The organism is Candidatus Kinetoplastibacterium galatii TCC219, assembly GCF_000340905.1.
GTDB lineage: Bacteria > Pseudomonadota > Gammaproteobacteria > Burkholderiales > Burkholderiaceae_B > Kinetoplastidibacterium > Kinetoplastidibacterium galati.
In genome coordinates, this window is record NC_020284.1 from 747,450 (window position 1) to 765,004 (window position 17,555).

A 17,555-nucleotide genomic window follows, 5' to 3' on the forward strand; every position below is an offset into this window, starting at 1 on the left:
CTTTACTAAAAATGAGTATGATTAAGTCTCTTTTAAAAAACTTACATCCATCATCAATAGAGCATTTAAGATTGACGATGGACTTACTTAAGAGAAAAATCCAATCATCAAATGAGCGTGCTATAAAGTTTGAGGATTGGATGAGCGAAGCGCTATATAATCCATTTTTTGGTTATTATACCTCCAAAAAAGATATAATATTTAATGGAAGAAATAGTACAGATAATAATATCAACGGTGATTTTGTTACAGCTCCAGAACTAACCCCAATATTTGCAAAAACATTATCAAGACAAATTGCTCAAGTGTTAAATTATCTCGAGTCAGAAAATATTATAGAGTTTGGAGCAGGGTCTGGAATATTAGCTAAGAATATTCTACAAGAGTTTAAAAAGCTTGGCCTCAATATCAATTATAAAATAATAGAAATCTCCAATTCATTAATCTCTACCCAAAAACAAACGTTATCCTCGTTTAACGATAAGGTTGAATGGCTATCTAGCTTACCAATTGGTTTTAATGGATGTGTTATTGCTAATGAACTATTGGACGCTATGCCAGTTTCAATATTCCATTACTCTAAAAACAAAAGCATAATGGAAAAATGGGTGGGATTGAACCAAAGAGAAGAGTTTGTTTGGATAGATAAACCAGCAGATAATAGATTATTGGAAGCAACGAAGAAAATACTACCACTGATAGAATGTGATTATACATCAGAAATAAATTTTCAAAGTGATGCTTGGATTAGGACAATTCCAAAATGGCTTACAAGAGGAGTGGTATTCATAATAGATTATGGATTTCCACGTCACGAATACTACCATCTGCAACGTGCAACTGGTACGTTAATGTGCCATCTAAATCATATAGCATACTCAGATCCGTTCATAGCTCCTGGTATACAAGACATAACATCACATGTTGATTTTTCTTCTATAGCTGAAGCATCTATAGAAAATGGATTATATGTCCTAGGATACACATCACTAGCAAACTTCCTTATAAATTCTGGTATAATACACATTGTGCAGGATCTTGATAAATCAAAAATAAAAAATCATGTTGAGGAACTAGGAGCTGTTCAGAAATTACTGTCAGAAATAGATATGGGTGAACTATTTAAAGTTATAGCAATAGGAAAAGATTTTCAAAATGAACTTGTTGGATTTTCAGAAAATGACAGGTCTCATAAATTGCTACCATAATTCATCCAAGATTCTAAGCCTTTCCTTTTCCAATACGTATTTTATTTCCGATGGATTTTTTTTACAAGTTTCTACAATACTTCTTGTATCAATCATAACGATACTATGTAACATTCTATACCATCTATCTATATCAAATTTTTCCATTATATAAAGAACCTTCAATAGTTCAATAAAACGATCAGGTCTTCTAAAAAAATCTGATTTATATAAAAGATCTATTATTTTACGATTATTGTTTATTTCTGAACTAAAAACAATTCTTGCAATTAATGGTAGTACTTTTGAATAATCTTTACATGATGATGGGACTTTAAGTTTATTACCTATAAATTCAATTTTATGAGAATTTATACATAATAAAGCATATCTGCTTGCTAGACTAATATCGACAGAGAATTTATTTAAAGAATTTTTGACCATTTGGTTTAAGTTTAAATCAGGTGCTATATATTCAATAACTCCGATTTTAATCATAAAATCTATCATTTTAGACGGAGACTTCTCCATTAAACCTAAAGACAATTCTTTCCAAATTCTCTCTGGTTTTAAGTATTTAATTTCCCCGCTCTTTACTAAATTGCAACATAGATTTATCGTTTTTTCTGCAACCTCAAAAGTATCAAATTTGGCACAAAATCTAGCTAATCTCATAACACGCAAAGGATCTTCTTGAAAAGCATCTCCAATATGACGCAAAATACCAGCTTTCAGGTCAGACACACCACCGCAAGGATCAATTACATTGCCATCTCTGCTTATTGCAATAGCATTTATCGTTAGATCCCTACGTTTTAAATCATCCTCCAAGGTCACATCAGATCCGGTGTAAAATTTAAATCCATTATATCCAAAACCTACTTTTTTCTCCTTTCTGGCTAGAGCATATTCTTCCTTACTAATTGGATGTAAAAAAACCGGAAAATCCTTACCCACTCTTTTAAAACCTCTTTTCTCCATCTCATAAGAATTAGATCCTACTACTACCCAATCTCTATCCTTAACTGGCAGATTGCATAAACTATCACGTACAGCGCCCCCTACTGCATATATTTCTAGGCCATAAATAAATTTATCTTCATTCATATAATAATGATTTCTTAGAAATTCTTAAAATGCGCACTACATTGATATTATTAACACTAGGTAACAGTATAATATTTTATAGAATTTATATAAATTAGTAATAGTAATAATGACATTAAATATAACAAATAGATGAGTAAGAGATGACAAATAAAAAAATTAGATCAGTCCTTAAAAACAAAAGACTAGAAATGTCTAGAGAGGATAGGGATATGGGCAGTTATAAAATACAGAAAAAACTTTTTCTATGGATTAGCAATATTGCTGCAAAATCACTAAAGATAGGTAATATCATACAAGTAACAACATTTTGGCCAATGCCACTGGAACCCAATATTATATGGCTTAACAACAAATTAACAGAATTAGATAATGTAAAGCTTAGTTTACCTGTCACTAAGGATTCTGATAAATATTTGGAATTCAAAGAATGGAATAGAAGTATATCGCTAATAAAAGGTAAGTATGGGATATTGGAACCAGATTCTAAATATATAATTACAAGACCAGATATAATATTAGTACCAACCTTAGGATATAGTAACACTGGAGATCGTATAGGATATGGGAGTGGTTACTATGACAGAACATTATCAGAACTTATAAGCAAAAAATATAGATTTGTAACTATAGGAATAGCCTGGGATCATGGATTAATAGAAGGGCCTTATAAAGCTGCCTCACATGATATTAAACTAGATGCCATAATAACACCAAGAGGCTGGGTAAAAAATCCACCTGAATGATGCTAATCTCAAGAATACATTTGTTATATAAAATAAAAGCACTATCAAAAATAGTATGGATATGTGCTATGTAATTCTCGCCATATCCCTACTAACATAAAGAAATTTCTACTTATTATAAATATTTTCAAGCTAAGTCTTATTTTTCCGAGGATAACCATCTGACTTTATACGTTTCCATACAACTAGTTTTTCATCGTCACTTAGAAATACCCAGTTTGAAACCTCAAATAATGTGCGTCCACAACCACGGCAAATATCATCGAAAAGTGTAGTGCAAACACCTATACAAGGAACATCGGTAGCATTTAAGATGCTATCTTTAGAATTATCTGCCGAGGATTTTTTAACAAATACCATTTGAAAATATACCTTAAAAAGAATTAATCAAATCATATGAAATTCTTTATTTTCTCAACCTTATCTGTTTTTTCCCATGTGAATTCTGGCTCTGAGCGACCAAAATGACCGTATGTAGCAGTTTTAAGATAGATAGGTCTTAATAAATCTAACATGTCTATTATACTCTTAGGTCGTAAATCAAAGACTTCTAAAACTATTCTGGAAATCTCCCTGTCTGGAATAATACCAGTTCCTTCAGTGTAAACTGTTACATTTATTGGATCTGATACCCCAATAGCATAGCTAATTTGTACTTGACATTGCCTTGCTAAACCTGATGCTACAATATTTTTTGCTATATATCTAGCTACATAAGAAGCCGATCGATCTACCTTAGAAGGATCTTTACCGGAAAACGCTCCTCCTCCGTGAGGACAAGCACCTCCGTATGTATCCACAATAATTTTTCTACCTGTAATTCCACAATCTCCTTGAGGGCCGCCAATTACAAAACGACCAGTAGGATTAACAAGAAACTTTGTATTGTTTGTAATAATGTTCTCAGGAAAGCTAGGTCTTATAATTTCTTCAATTACAGACTCTACTATTATTTTGTGAGAAATGTCAGGAGAATGCTGGGTAGAAAAAACAACTGTGTCAACACTATAAGGCTTACCATCAACATATCTAAATGTTACTTGGGATTTTGCATCTGGGCGTAACCATGGCAGTCTACCATCTTTTCTTAGCTCACTCTGTCTCTGAACTAGTCTGTGAGCATACCATATTGGAGCTGGCATAAGACAAGTCGTCTCGTCACAAGCGTAACCAAACATTAGCCCTTGGTCACCTGCTCCCTGGTCTAAAGAATTTTTATCATTGCTTGAGGATATCCCGGCAGCTATATCGGAGGATTGCTTGCCATAGGAAGAAATGACTGTGCAGCTGTCATAACTCATACCATAGTCTGAGCTATCATAGCCGATACTTTTAATAGTGTCTCGTGCAATTTTTACATAATCTACATTTGCACAAGTAGTGATCTCACCAGCTAAAACTATCAAACCATAACCACATAAAGTTTCTGCAGCAACACGAGCACTAGGATCAACAGCTAATATGGCATCTAATACCGCATCAGAAATCTGATCTGCTATTTTGTCTGGATGTCCTTCAGAAACCGACTCTGAAGTGAATAAAAAATCGTTATCTGACACAAAAATGATTCCTTACAATGTTTGTTAGGTTAAATTATTATGATTATTTTATCTTAATCTATAAATTAAGAATATCACCTACTACTAAAAGTAATCATAATACTAATAATATATTATTTTAAATAATTGTTTATATAAAGTTACTTTTTATAATGATCTTATATCTATAACTAACTAATGCTAGAATGCCGGCATGTGAATTCTAAATCTTATATCAATAGTATCTACAGTTTTTAGAAACGATAAACTTTTACAAATATTAAAATATATTTTCCACCAAAAATATATTTCATTTTTATTTAGATGATAAAAATAGTTAATAATTGATTGTTATAAATAGATTATGGATAAGCAGGTTTTAGTTTTATGGCTATATTAATATTATTTTTCATACAATAATGTATAATTCTACATTGAAATGATAAAGGCAGAGTATCTATACTGTATTTATAAATTATATTAACAAACTTATAATCCAGCATATAAAGTAATCGTGCAATTATGATCGGAAAATCATATTAATAATTGAATATTAAAATTAGTAATTAGTAATATGAGTAATATGAAAAACCAATTTCCTATAATATTATATAGGTAGTAAATGCACTAAATAATATTGTATTGAAATAAGCGTAATACTAATATAGTAGTTTTCTATTATTTAAAGCTAATGTGAAGCGGATGCACCATTTAGAATTTAAATATAGACTAATATATAAAAAACTTTTCTAACAATTGAATAATACAGTGACTTACTTATATAATAAATTTAAACAATTTAAAATCTTCATTCTAGAATTTTTATTTAAAAAATTATCTAGATTGAGTGATGAGTACAGAATAAAAGTAAGCTTTATTTTTGGATATATTATCTACATATTTCTAAGGAAAAGAGTAGAGATTGCACGTAAAAATTTAAGTGCTTGTTTCCCAGATTTAAATAAAAAAACGATAAAAAAATTATTATTAGAACACTGTAATGCAATAGCAATATCAGTTATTGATAGAAGTATATTATGGTATGGAGATCAGGAAAGAATAAAATCTATAGTTAGCATAGAAAATGTAAGTATAATTCAAGATCTAATAGACAGCAAAAAAAAAGTTATGGTACTTATGCCACATTTGCTTGGAATGGATGCTGCAGGCACTATATTGAGTCTAAACCTGAAGACTATGGCATGCATATATAGACCATCTAGCGATCATGAATTAAACTACTTTGTGAAAAAAGGAAGATCTAGATTTAATCAAACTATACTAATAGCGAACAAAAATAATATTAGAAAAATGATTAAACATTTTTCTGAGTATAGACCTGTTGTATACCTACCTGATATGGATTTTGGATTAAAACAATCTATATTTGTTCCATTTTTTGGGGTGCAAACATCTACATTGACCACAACTGCCATTATAGCAAAAAAATGGGATATTACAGTAGTACCAATGGTTCCTTACATAGATACAAAGACCGGCAAATATAAAGTTATAATAATGAATCCATTAGATAATTTTCCTGGAGAACTTTCAGTAGAAGAAGCGACGACACTATTAAATCAGAAAATAGAGTGTTGGGTAAGAAAAGCTCCTTCTCAGTATTACTGGATACATAGAAGATTTAAAACAAGACCTAGTGGGGAAAAGAGTTTCTACTAGCGATAAAAATAAGGTATTAAAAAATGAAACTAAACTTCACTAAAATGCATGGTATAGGCAATGATTTTATAGTTATAAACGGAATAAAACAATCTGTGATGATGACAAAAGAACTGGCTAAGGCCCTAGCTGATAGGAATTTTGGTATAGGGGCAGATCAGATCTTATTGGTAGAAAAAAACAATAATGAGAATGCTGACTTTCGATATAGGATATTCAATGCAGATGGAACTGAAGTAGAACACTGTGGCAATGGGGCAAGGTGTTTTGTTAGATTTATACATAAAAATGGATTATCAAACAAAAATCCTATAACAGCAGAGATATCAGGAGATATCCTAATATCTCTGCATGAGAATACAGATAACTCTGTAACAGTTGATATGGGATCTCCTAATTTATCTCCAGAATCACTTCCATTTAATAATTCAGGATTATATTCAAAAACACAAGCACATGAGATATTATGGAAACTAGAATTAGCTCCTGATATAAATATATATTTTTCTGCATTATCTATACCTAACCCTCATGCCGTAATATGTGTAGAAAATCTTGATGATAACTTTATTGAAAAAGTAGGACCTCTTTTAGAATCTAATGCAAGATTCTCACAAGGAGTAAATGTTGGGTTTATGCAGGTGAGAGACCGTAACAATATATCACTAAGAGTTTATGAGAGAGGATCAGGAGAAACTTTAGCTTGTGGCACTGGAGCATGTGCCGCTGTTGTATCAGGGATCAGAAGAGGTTTATTGGATTCTCCAGTACATGTACATACACGTGGTGGCACCTTGTTAATATTCTGGGATGGAAAAAATGTACAAATGCAGGGACCAGCTGAATTTGTTTTTGATGGAACTATAGACATAACTAATATTTTATCTCTAAAAAATAACGCTAACGAAACAATATAATATTTTACTGGTGTTTAATCTATATAGAGGAATATTCTTGTGCACGAAAAGTAGTAATTTTAAAGAAAGTAGTTTAAAAAAACCATTGAATGATTGGTTATTGTATATTTATACTAATTTGCGCTACTCAAAGAATACATTTAATAACTATAAGCATGATATATCTTTACTAGATAAATTTGTACGTGAGAATAGCATCTCGTTAGAAGAAATAACAACAGAAAATGTAAGGAGTTTTTTTTCGAAAAGATATTCCAATGGCATTGGTCCTAGAGGAATAGCAAGGACCTTGTCAGCATGGAAGAGTTTCTATGATTGGTGGGGACCAAGGGTCAATATGTCGCATAATCCAGTATCTGGAATTCGTTCACCAAAAGCAGCTCGTCCACTACCTAAATCACTTTCTGTAGATCAAATGAAAAATTTTCTTGATAGAAACAAATCTAATGCAGAAAAATCTTTTGATCCCATTATGTTACGTGATCAAGCTATTCTTGAATTGTTATACTCCAGCGGACTTCGTTTATCTGAACTAATTTCAATTGATATAAAATACGAAAACAATACTGAATATAAATCTACAAGCTGGATTGACTTACGGCAATCTGAAGTAGTAGTTTTAGGCAAAGGGAATAAACAAAGAAAACTACCAATAGGAAATTCTGCTATAGAATCCATAAAAAAATGGGTTGGTTTGCGTGATAGATTTGTACTAAAAACCAGTTCTTTGAATGATAGATATGCCCTATTTCTCGGAATAAAAGGAAAGAGAATATCACCTAGAGTTATACAAATGCAGTTATTAAAGCTATCAAAAAATTTAACTATGTCTATGCATATATCTCCTCATATGATTAGACATAGTTTTGCAAGCCATCTACTACAATCTTCACAAAACTTACGTGCTGTACAAGAACTTCTAGGTCATAAAACCATATCAACGACTCAAATATATACAAAACTTGATTTTCAACATTTGGCATCAGTATATGACAAGACACATCCAAGAGCGATCAGAAAAAAATAATCTAATATTATGAATAATTATATAATCATTTTGATAAATTAAATTGACGCTTAATTTCTTATAACATATGCTTATGAACTCTGACTAATCTAGAACAAACTAAACAAAAATATCGAATCAAGTCTAAAATTTAAAATCTTGATTGTATATGAGTACCTTGCACCTTGCAGTATATTAGCATTATCTCTATGCATATACTAATAAAATCAATAGAGAATATAGTTATGGCTCCTTATAAAAATTTAGATAGAATGATACCAGTAACAGTAATTACTGGATTCTTGGGATCAGGAAAAACTACTTTACTAAAAAATATTCTGTCCAAGTTAACGAATTACCGTCTAGCTATAATAGAAAATGAATTTGGCCCTGAAAGTATCGATAATGAACTCTTAGTTCAGGATTCAAAAGAAGAAATTATAGAACTATCTAATGGTTGTATATGTTGTACAATACGTGGAGATTTAGTAAAAACATTACTAGATCTAAAAATGAAACAGTTAAACAAATTATTGAAATTTGACCATATTATAATAGAAACAACAGGCATAGCAAATCCAGGACCTGTTTGCCAAACTTTCTTTATAGACAATGATGTTGCTGATTATTATCGGCTAGATTCTGTAGTTGCTTTAGTAGATGCTAAACATGGTATAGACACACTAAAAAATCAAATTGAAGCACAAAAACAAGTAGGATTTGCTGATAAAATTTTAGTATCAAAATCTGATTTGGTTAGTGATGACGAGATTAATTTGTTAAGAAAATATCTAATTAGAATTAATCCAAAATCACCTATAAAAAATATAAACTTTGGTGATATAGATACAGATGATATATTACATATTAATGGATTTAATTTAAATGATGCTCTTGATATAGACTCAGAATTTTTAAAACAAGAAGAACATATATGTTCTGAAAAATGTCATCATCATGATAATGAAATAAACTCATTTACTTTCTTATCAAACAAACCATTTAACTCTAAAAAACTAGAAATGGTTCTTGGTGAACTTACAGAGAAATATGGTCCTGATATGTTGAGATATAAAGGTATTCTATATATGGATGATACAAATAGACGAGTTATACTCCAAGGGGTTCATATGTTAATTGGAGCAGAGCAAGGAAATGAATGGGAATTCACACAAAAACCAAATACAAAAATAGTTTTCATAGGTCATAGACTACCTAAAAATCTATTTATAAATAAGCTAAATGAATGCACTGTGGATACAGATTAAAGTTTAATGAGTCTAAGTTTAACATTATTAATTATTTTTAGCAGTATTAAATGATTAATGGATACCTTTATGAAAAATAACGATAAAAACACAAGTCCAGATATTACAAATACAAGAGATCATAATTTTTTAAGTGACGATTATATTCTTTCAATGCCAGAAGAAGAATATATGAATGATCTACAACTATCATTTTTTAAAAATAAACTTAAACAATTAGAGCAAGAAATTCTATTAAAAGCAGAAGAAACTACTGAGTACTTAAGAGAAACACAATTTGTGCCTGATCCTGCTGACAGAGCTACTATAGAAGAAGAGCATACTATTGAGCTCAGAACTAGAGATAGAGAGCGTAAATTGTTAAAAAAAATACAAATATCAATCGCTAGGATAGATAATGGTGAATATGGATGGTGTGAAGAAACAGGTGAGCCTATAGGGATACCTAGACTTTTAGCAAGACCAACTGCAACCTTATCTCTAGAAGCACAAGAAAGAAGAGAAATACGGCAAAAACTATATGGTGAATAGAAATAAGTATACTAATCTGTATTTAACTTGGTTTCAAATTGATATATAAATTTTCCCTAATAACCCAACTATAAAACTTTAAAAAGTATATTTATCAGATAGTTGTATAAAAACATGGAGGTTTTATGGAGTCGTTTCATGCTACGACCATAGTATGTGTCCGTCGTGGCGATAAAGTTGCATTAGGTGGTGATGGTCAAGTAACTATGGGTAATATAGTTATAAAAGGCACAGCAAAAAAAATTCTTAGACTTCACAAAGACACAGTGCTGGCAGGTTTTGCCGGAGCTACAGCAGATGCTTTTGCTTTACAAGAATTATTTGAAGCAAAATTAGATAAACATCAGGGTAATTTAATAAGGGCTGCTGTAGAAATGACTAAAGACTGGCGCACAGATAGAATTCTAAGGCGTTTGGAAGCTATGTTAATAGTTGCTGATAAAGAACATACTCTGGTTCTTACTGGAAATGGTGATGTTCTTGAACCAGAACATGGTATAGCTGCCATAGGATCTGGAGGTCCTTATGCCCAAGCAGCAGCTATGGGTCTAATTCACAATACAGAATTATCTCCAATAGAGATAGTAAAAAAATCATTAGAAATTGCATCAGAACTTTGTATATATACTAATGGTAACCATATCATTGAAACTTTAGATAGTTAATTGCTATTAATTGGTAATTACGTACTTTTAATAAGGGAATTAAGACATGTCAGCTTCAAGTATGACGCCAAGAGAAATAGTTCTTGAACTGGATAAGTATATCGTTGGACAGAATCGTGCTAAGAAATCTGTAGCAATAGCATTAAGAAACCGATGGCGAAGACAGCAAGTACCAGAAAGATTACGTCAAGAAATATATCCAAAAAATATTTTGATGATAGGTCCAACAGGTGTTGGAAAAACCGAAATAGCACGCAGACTAGCAAAATTAGTTAATGCTCCTTTCATTAAGATAGAAGCTACTAAATTTACAGAGGTTGGCTATGTAGGTAGAGATGTAGATACTATTATTAGAGATCTAGTAGAACATTCAATAAAACAAACTAGAGAAATAGAAATATCATTAATCAAGTCTCAGGCTGAAGAATCAGCTGAGAATCGTATCCTTGATATACTTATCCCTAATGCTAGGAATATAGATGAAGAATATGAACAATCTAATGAAAATAATACTAGACAAACATTTCGTAAACGTTTAAGAGAAGGAAGACTAGATAATTTAGAAATAGAAATAGAAGTTAATGCTGCAGCACCACAATTCGACATAATGACTCCTCCAGGTATGGAAGAAATAGCAGAGCAATTAAAGACTGTTTTCGCCGGAATATCTAGCGAGAAAAAAAAGCAAAAAAAGGTAAAAATTAAAGAGGCTTTCAAAATTTTTACTGAAGAGGAATCTTCAAAAAGAATCAATGAGGATGATATACGATTCAAAGCAATCAGGAATGTTGAGCAGAATGGTATTGTGTTTTTGGATGAAATAGACAAAATTGCAACTAGAAACAGATCTGATAATGCAGAGGTCTCTAGACTTGGCGTGCAAAGAGACTTGCTTCCTTTAGTCGAAGGAACATCCGTAAATACAAGATATGGTATAGTAAAAACTGATCATATCTTGTTTATTGCATCAGGGGCATTTCATTTATCGAGACCATCAGATCTTATACCAGAATTACAAGGTAGGTTTCCTATAAGGGTAGAATTAAACTCTTTATCAATCGAAGATTTTTCTCATATTTTATGTGACACAGATGTATCTCTTACCAAACAGTATTCGGCGTTAATGGAAACAGAAAACGTGAAACTTGATTTCCAAAAGAATGGTATCAATAAAATAGCAGAGCTTGCATATTCTGTTAATGAAAGAACAGAGGATATCGGCGCTAGGAGACTATATACCTTAATGGAAAAACTACTAGAAGAATTATCCTTTGATACTTCTGATGCTAATGGAAAAACTATAATAATAGATGAGATATATGTTGAGCAGCAACTGAAAGAAATAGTATTAAATCAGGACTTATCTAGGTATATCTTATAAAAAAGATAAAAAGTGATAATGACATTAGAGATGATCATTATCACTTTTTATCTATCTACAGAACAAAAGATACTTTAGGATGATCATATAATAACTTATATATCTTATCAAAATGCTCTCTAGAGAGAATATTAATATTTAAAGATAGACTAATATATTTTCCGGATTTACTTAAAGTAGGTTCATCATAAGAATATTCTAATGAGTTTTCATTAGAATCTAACACGCTAAATACATCATCTGCAAATCCAGGATCATTCTTTCCAATAACTTTAATAGGAAAATAATTAGGGTAAATAGAATTTATTCTTGTATTCATGATTTCAATAAAAAACTTCACTAATTCTCAAACCAGCGTCTAACCATATCTTTAACTCGACCAAACAAACCAGCTCTATTCATACTACCATGTATTCTTAATTTAACAGTTTTCAATATCTGATCATCTATACTAAACTGCAAAATGCCAACAATTTGATCCTTGTGTAATGGAGCTATTAATGGCTCAATTCTCTCTACAACCAATTTTACATCACCCGCTCTACCTCTAGGAACAGATAACCATAGTGGATTCTTTGGACTAAGATTTATCTTATCTGAAACTCCTTCCCAAACTCTTGCTTCTAATGATTTCGAGATTTTATCCTCAAACATTGCAATTGTATCGAAATTTTGAAATCCCCAATTTAAAAGTCTTAAGCTTTCTTCTGTTCTTATTGCTTCTGTATTAGCACCTAATAACACGACTAGTATACGACGATCACCTCTTAGAGCTGTAGAGACAAGACAATATCCAGCTGTATCAGTATGTCCTGTTTTTAAACCATCTACAGATGGATCAGACCACAGTAGACGATTACGATTTGATTGAGTTATGCCATTATAAGTAAATTCTTTTTGTTTATAATAATGAAGGAAAGATTCATGTTTCTTTAAAAAATTTATTGATAATAGAGCAAGATCACGAGCCGTAGTTAAATGGCACGAGTCAGGCAGACCAGTAACATTAGTGAAGTTACTACTATTCATACCAATTTTTTTTGCTTCACGATTCATTAAATAAACAAAAGAATCCTCATCTCCACTAACAGATTCTGCCAAGACAATAGAGGCGTCATTGCCTGATTGCACAATCATACCTTGTAATAAATCACGAATTTGTACTTTTTTGTTTGGTTCAAGGAACATTCTAGAGCCAACAGTTCTCCAGGCTTTTTCAGATACAATAACATTCTGATCTTTATCTAAACGTTTATCCTCTATGGCATCAAATACTAGATATGCAGTCATAATCTTAGTTAAAGAAGCAGGCTCAACTTTTAAATCTGGATTAGAAGATGCTAATACTTGTTCACTATTCACATCAACAATTATCCATGACTTGGAAGATATTTTAGGTTTAGGTAAAGATGAAACATTACTGACAGGAATAGATAATTTATCAATATCATTGTAAGCAGATAAAATACCATCTAATTTGTCATCTTCTGATCTTACGGATAAAGATGAACTCATTAAAAGTATTAAAGAGACGGCTAAAATAAGTCTTACAATGAAGCTTAACGTACATTTAATTTTTAAAAACATATTCATCAGTTAATATAAGATTTAACAGGTTAAGCAGTGATGCTCATTTATAAATTAAGCAGGCATTTAATTAAAAAACTACTCTGTCATTATAAAATAATTAGCAAGACGGCACATTAATACTGAGATAATCCGCTACTAATCGTCTTAATATTAGCAGCTTTCCATGGAAAAAGTGAGTGCAAGAAGGAATCATAACAATAGGTAGAGACTTTGGTCTGATCCATTCTAATAACTCATTAAAAGGTACTACTTCATCATCTTCCCCATGAATTACTAAACTATTTTCAGGTAAAGAAACTTTTTTAAACTCAAAACGATGTACAGCAGAACCAATGAGGATTAAAGATTTATATAAGCAATAATTATCATTATCTAACAAAGAAGAATACACTTGTGCTGCTACAGCGGAACCAAATGAGAAACCGGCTAACATTATAGGTAATTTGGACAACTTTGGATAAGAAATTTGTATCTGTGACAATAGAGCTATCATGTCTTCTGTCTCTCCAATAGCATTGCCAAAAATACCATCAGACTCACCAACACCTCTAAAATTTGGCCTAATAGATACCATTCCCTTATTTACACATTCACGAGCAACAGTAGTAATTATTTTGTTGTCGCGAGAACCTCCGTATAATGAATGAGGATGTAATACAAGGGCTAACCCTATAATATCATCTAGTGGCCATTCTATGACACAATCTATATTACCAGATTCGCCACGAAAACAAATTTTCTCAACCATTGAGCGCATAAAAATAACAAAGAAATATCAAGATTTAAGTTAGATATTGTATATCAATGAATATAAAGTATCTTATAATAATAATTATAAATGAACAATTATTTTATATTTTATGGTCACACATAATATATATTATACAAAGATAATATTATATTATATGCAGTAAGGTTACAATTCATATATGATGGATAGCTATAAAAATTTGACTATCGGTGGTATAGTTAAGCAATTAGAAAAATATCTTACAAGTTTCAAAAAAATATCTTGGAAAGAATCTACTGGTTCTACAAATTTAGATTTACTTTCACTTATAAGAAACAATAATTCTTCACTACCTTGTTTATTAGGAACAAATCATCAATACAATGGCAGAGGAAGAAATGGTAAAATTTGGATAGATGATTTTGAATCAACATTAATGTTTTCTTGTGCTTTTAATCTTTCTGTATCAAGGATAGATTTGAGTATACTGCCGATAATTATAGGAATAGCTACTTGTAAATCACTGCAGAAATTATCTAACAGAAAAGATATAGGTTTAAAATGGCCTAATGATATTTATTGGAAAAATAAGAAACTAGCTGGAATTTTGATAGAAATAATCAAAAATAATAATATAGTAATAGGAATAGGCATAAATATAGATATTACGGACAAGCTATCAGAAAAAATAGATCAAAACATAACTAGCTGGAAACAAATCGTCGATAGTCCAGTGTCTAGCGATAATTTCATAAATATAATACAATCACTATCCTTATCTTGGTTAAAATTTATAAACTTGTTAGGAAACAATAAATTACCATCAGTTATTAGACAATTTCACAATGTAGATATTTTATATGGCAAATCTGTTACAATCGAAAGCCATAATTCCAGTACATGTGGTATAGCATGTGGCATAAATAATAAAGGACATCTAATTGTTAAGACTATTAACGACACTCATACCGTACATCTAGGCAACGTCTCTGTTAAATTCTAACATGATAATATTAATCGACTCTGGAAACAGTAGAATAAAAGTAGGTTGGTTATTAAATAAAGATGGTTCTATCCACAGAGAACCACATGCAGCAATATTTGATAATTTAAATATAAAATCTCTTAGTCAATGGCTAGAATGTTTACCCAAAAAACCAAATTACGCATTGGGTGTTAATGTAGCAGGCAAACATCGCGAAAATATAATAGAATACGAGTTAAATAATATAGATTGCAAAATTGAATGGGTGATAGCTCAAGAAAGGACATCGTTACTAATAAACAAGTATAAAAACCATGATCAATTAGGAGCAGATAGATGGGCTGCAATGCTAGGAATAGTAGAGAAACAGAAGAAAACTCATCCACCATTAATTGTAGCAAGTTTCGGTACAGCAACTACGATAGATATCATAAGCCCTAATAATATTTTTGTAGGAGGTATAATACTTCCTGGGTCTTTTATGATGAGACAATCTCTTACAAATGGAACAGCAAATCTACCAATGTCTAGCGGAGAATCCTCTGACTTTCCATTAGATACTATTAATTCTATAAATTCAGGAATTTCCTCAGCACAATCAGGAGCGCTAGTAAGACAATGCATAGTAACATTTAGAGAATATAATCAATTTCCAATAATATATGTAACTGGTGGAGTATGGCCAGAAATAGAGAAAGAAACAAGACAACTGATTAATGGAATAAAATTTAGAGGTGAGAAAAAAACAGAAATAATATACGAAAATAGGCCAGTTCTAGATGGATTAGCTATTATGGCTAGAAACATATTATAAAAAAGTTTCTATCTCTCTAACTATCCTTTTAGTAGAACCTCTGTGAGAATTTACCCATGACCAAGCAGATTGTTTCATTAAAGAAACTTTGTTTTTATTGTACATTAAACACTTAGCCATATCTATTGCTTCCTCAGCATTATTTGCTCTTAAAATAACACCAAGTTTTTCTGCCTCAATAGATAGGTCTTGGAAATTAAAAGTATAAGGACCTACAATTACAGGAACATCTGCAAGACATGCTTCTATAAAATTATGACCACCTAGTGGAGCAAAACTACCAGCAACTATAGAAACATCTGACATACCATAATAAAAAAACATTTCACCCATAGAATCTCCGAGCATAATACTAAAATTATTCAGCGAATGCTTATCAGATATAGATGACTTTCTTTCGAACGGTATGTTCTCTCTTCTTAAAATATCAGCCAAAATATCAAACCTTTCTTCATGACGAGGCACTAGTAAAAATAGAATATTGTCTTCTCTTGATTGCTTAATATGCTCTATAAACATAGTCTCTTCATCTTCTCTCATACTGGCTATAAGCACTATAGATTTTTTTATATTTTTTTTAAACTTTGCTCCTGCCAATATTTGATATTTTGGAACATCCATATCGAACTTAATATTACCAGTAACTATAATGGACAAAGCACCAGCTTTTTTTAATAAATAAGCATCTGAAGTTGTTTGAGCCAATACTAGCGATATGTTTTTCAATGACAAACGGACTATTGACTTAAACCTCATCATTCTAATAAATGATCTTTTGGATAATCTTGCACTAGCTAAAACAATTGGTAATCTCAATTTATGCGCATAATGTAACAAATTCGGCCAAATTTCTCTCTCTATAATTATTCCAATTTTAGGTTTATAGCAACTTAAAAATCTTTGAACACAGCCAGGGAAATCATATGGTAAAAATACCAATGCCATTCTTTTTGATATTAAATAACTACAAAATAATCTATGCCCCTCTTCCTTAACGCTAGAAGTATTACCCGTTATTAGAATTAAAAATCCATTGTCTAATAGATGATGAACAAGTGGACAAGACGCCCTAAGCTCGCCAAGACTAGCTGCATGAATCCATACTATAACACCTTCTTTGAATTTGTTTTTATAAATCCCAAACTTCTCTCTAGAGAAAATAGCCTGTATTGTTTTTTTGTTTCTACCACATAATAATAAATATATCCAAATAAAAGGAGCACATAAATATAATAGTAAAGTATACGTCATATAGATCATAAGAATTAGATATTCCCTAATTAATAACTTAATGGGAAAACAATATTCATAATTACATTGATAGACAAAATAAAGCAATGTAATCTAACTAACGCTCTCCATAAATACTTTAGATAGTTTTGTGTTAGAGAATACTAGTTACAAAAATAT

At 31.0% G+C, this 17,555-nt stretch carries 18 protein-coding genes; 11 read left to right on the forward strand and 7 right to left on the reverse strand.

Annotation, left to right across the window (positions count from 1 at the left end; translation table 11 throughout):
* Window positions 1-11: 11 nt before the first annotated feature.
* Window positions 12-1,208 carry a class I SAM-dependent methyltransferase gene (locus ST1E_RS03475; protein ID WP_015389858.1) on the forward strand — a complete coding sequence of 399 codons (1,197 nt, stop codon included), beginning with the start codon at window positions 12-14 and terminating at the stop codon, window positions 1,206-1,208.
* Here ST1E_RS03475 and ST1E_RS03480 read toward each other — a convergent pair.
* Entirely contained in the window at window positions 1,200-2,294 is a 1,095-nt protein-coding gene (locus tag ST1E_RS03480) for a tRNA nucleotidyltransferase/poly(A) polymerase-related protein (RefSeq protein ID WP_015389859.1), read from the reverse strand. The two genes, ST1E_RS03475 and ST1E_RS03480, sit on opposite strands and share 9 nt — an antisense overlap.
* 143 nt (window positions 2,295-2,437) lie before the next feature.
* Here ST1E_RS03480 and ST1E_RS03485 point away from each other — a divergent pair, with 143 nt between their 5' ends.
* On the forward strand, window positions 2,438-3,040 hold the full coding sequence (locus ST1E_RS03485; RefSeq protein ID WP_015389860.1) for a 5-formyltetrahydrofolate cyclo-ligase: 603 nt from the start codon (window positions 2,438-2,440) through the stop codon (window positions 3,038-3,040).
* A 132-nt stretch (window positions 3,041-3,172) separates the two neighbouring features.
* Here ST1E_RS03485 and ST1E_RS03490 read toward each other — a convergent pair whose 3' ends face one another.
* On the reverse strand, window positions 3,173-3,400 hold the full coding sequence (locus tag ST1E_RS03490) for a DUF1289 domain-containing protein (protein WP_015389861.1): 228 nt from the start codon (window positions 3,398-3,400) through the stop codon (window positions 3,173-3,175).
* A gap of 32 nt (window positions 3,401-3,432) precedes the next feature.
* Window positions 3,433-4,599 (reverse strand): methionine adenosyltransferase, encoded by a 1,167-nt coding sequence (gene metK / locus ST1E_RS03495; RefSeq protein ID WP_015389862.1) that lies wholly within the window; start codon window positions 4,597-4,599, stop codon window positions 3,433-3,435.
* Window positions 4,600-5,346: 747 nt separating this feature from the next.
* Between metK and ST1E_RS03500 the strand changes: the two genes are divergently transcribed.
* From ST1E_RS03500 to hslU, 7 genes are all read left to right on the forward strand, one after another.
* Entirely contained in the window at window positions 5,347-6,258 is a 912-nt protein-coding gene (locus ST1E_RS03500; protein WP_015389863.1) for a lysophospholipid acyltransferase family protein, read from the forward strand.
* Window positions 6,259-6,281: 23 nt separating this feature from the next.
* Window positions 6,282-7,175 (forward strand): diaminopimelate epimerase, encoded by an 894-nt coding sequence (gene dapF, locus ST1E_RS03505; protein ID WP_041185983.1) that lies wholly within the window; start codon window positions 6,282-6,284, stop codon window positions 7,173-7,175.
* A gap of 10 nt (window positions 7,176-7,185) precedes the next feature.
* Entirely contained in the window at window positions 7,186-8,202 is a 1,017-nt protein-coding gene (locus ST1E_RS03510; RefSeq protein WP_015389865.1) for a tyrosine recombinase XerC, read from the forward strand.
* 224 nt (window positions 8,203-8,426) lie between these two features.
* Entirely contained in the window at window positions 8,427-9,449 is a 1,023-nt protein-coding gene (locus ST1E_RS03515) for a CobW family GTP-binding protein (RefSeq protein ID WP_041186028.1), read from the forward strand.
* A 69-nt stretch (window positions 9,450-9,518) separates the two neighbouring features.
* Complete coding sequence (dksA, locus tag ST1E_RS03520) at window positions 9,519-9,980, forward strand: RNA polymerase-binding protein DksA (RefSeq protein ID WP_015389867.1); 462 nt, start codon at window positions 9,519-9,521, stop codon at window positions 9,978-9,980.
* 125 nt (window positions 9,981-10,105) lie between these two features.
* Window positions 10,106-10,645, forward strand: a complete 540-nt coding sequence (gene hslV, locus ST1E_RS03525; protein ID WP_015389868.1) for an ATP-dependent protease subunit HslV — start codon at window positions 10,106-10,108, stop codon at window positions 10,643-10,645.
* Window positions 10,646-10,691: 46 nt separating this feature from the next.
* Window positions 10,692-12,026 carry an ATP-dependent protease ATPase subunit HslU gene (hslU, locus tag ST1E_RS03530; RefSeq protein WP_015389869.1) on the forward strand — a complete coding sequence of 445 codons (1,335 nt, stop codon included), beginning with the start codon at window positions 10,692-10,694 and terminating at the stop codon, window positions 12,024-12,026.
* 55 nt (window positions 12,027-12,081) lie between these two features.
* Here the strand turns inward: hslU and ST1E_RS03535 are convergent, their stop codons facing one another.
* The 3 genes from ST1E_RS03535 to ST1E_RS03545 form a co-directional block, all read right to left on the reverse strand.
* Entirely contained in the window at window positions 12,082-12,345 is a 264-nt protein-coding gene (locus ST1E_RS03535; RefSeq protein WP_015389870.1) for a YbeD family protein, read from the reverse strand.
* A gap of 20 nt (window positions 12,346-12,365) precedes the next feature.
* Window positions 12,366-13,619: a D-alanyl-D-alanine carboxypeptidase family protein gene (locus ST1E_RS03540; protein WP_015389871.1), complete on the reverse strand. Its 1,254-nt coding sequence runs from the start codon at window positions 13,617-13,619 to the stop codon at window positions 12,366-12,368.
* Between the two features lie 94 nt (window positions 13,620-13,713).
* Complete coding sequence (locus tag ST1E_RS03545) at window positions 13,714-14,373, reverse strand: alpha/beta hydrolase (protein WP_041185985.1); 660 nt, start codon at window positions 14,371-14,373, stop codon at window positions 13,714-13,716.
* Between the two features lie 172 nt (window positions 14,374-14,545).
* Between ST1E_RS03545 and ST1E_RS03550 the strand changes: the two genes are divergently transcribed.
* Window positions 14,546-15,349 carry a biotin--[acetyl-CoA-carboxylase] ligase gene (locus ST1E_RS03550; RefSeq protein WP_041185986.1) on the forward strand — a complete coding sequence of 268 codons (804 nt, stop codon included), beginning with the start codon at window positions 14,546-14,548 and terminating at the stop codon, window positions 15,347-15,349.
* Between the two features lies 1 nt (window position 15,350).
* Window positions 15,351-16,145 carry a type III pantothenate kinase gene (locus tag ST1E_RS03555; RefSeq protein WP_015389874.1) on the forward strand — a complete coding sequence of 265 codons (795 nt, stop codon included), beginning with the start codon at window positions 15,351-15,353 and terminating at the stop codon, window positions 16,143-16,145.
* Here the strand turns inward: ST1E_RS03555 and ST1E_RS03560 are convergent.
* Entirely contained in the window at window positions 16,140-17,396 is a 1,257-nt protein-coding gene (locus ST1E_RS03560) for a 3-deoxy-D-manno-octulosonic acid transferase (protein WP_235043587.1), read from the reverse strand. The two genes, ST1E_RS03555 and ST1E_RS03560, sit on opposite strands and share 6 nt — an antisense overlap.
* Window positions 17,397-17,555: the final 159 nt, after the last annotated feature.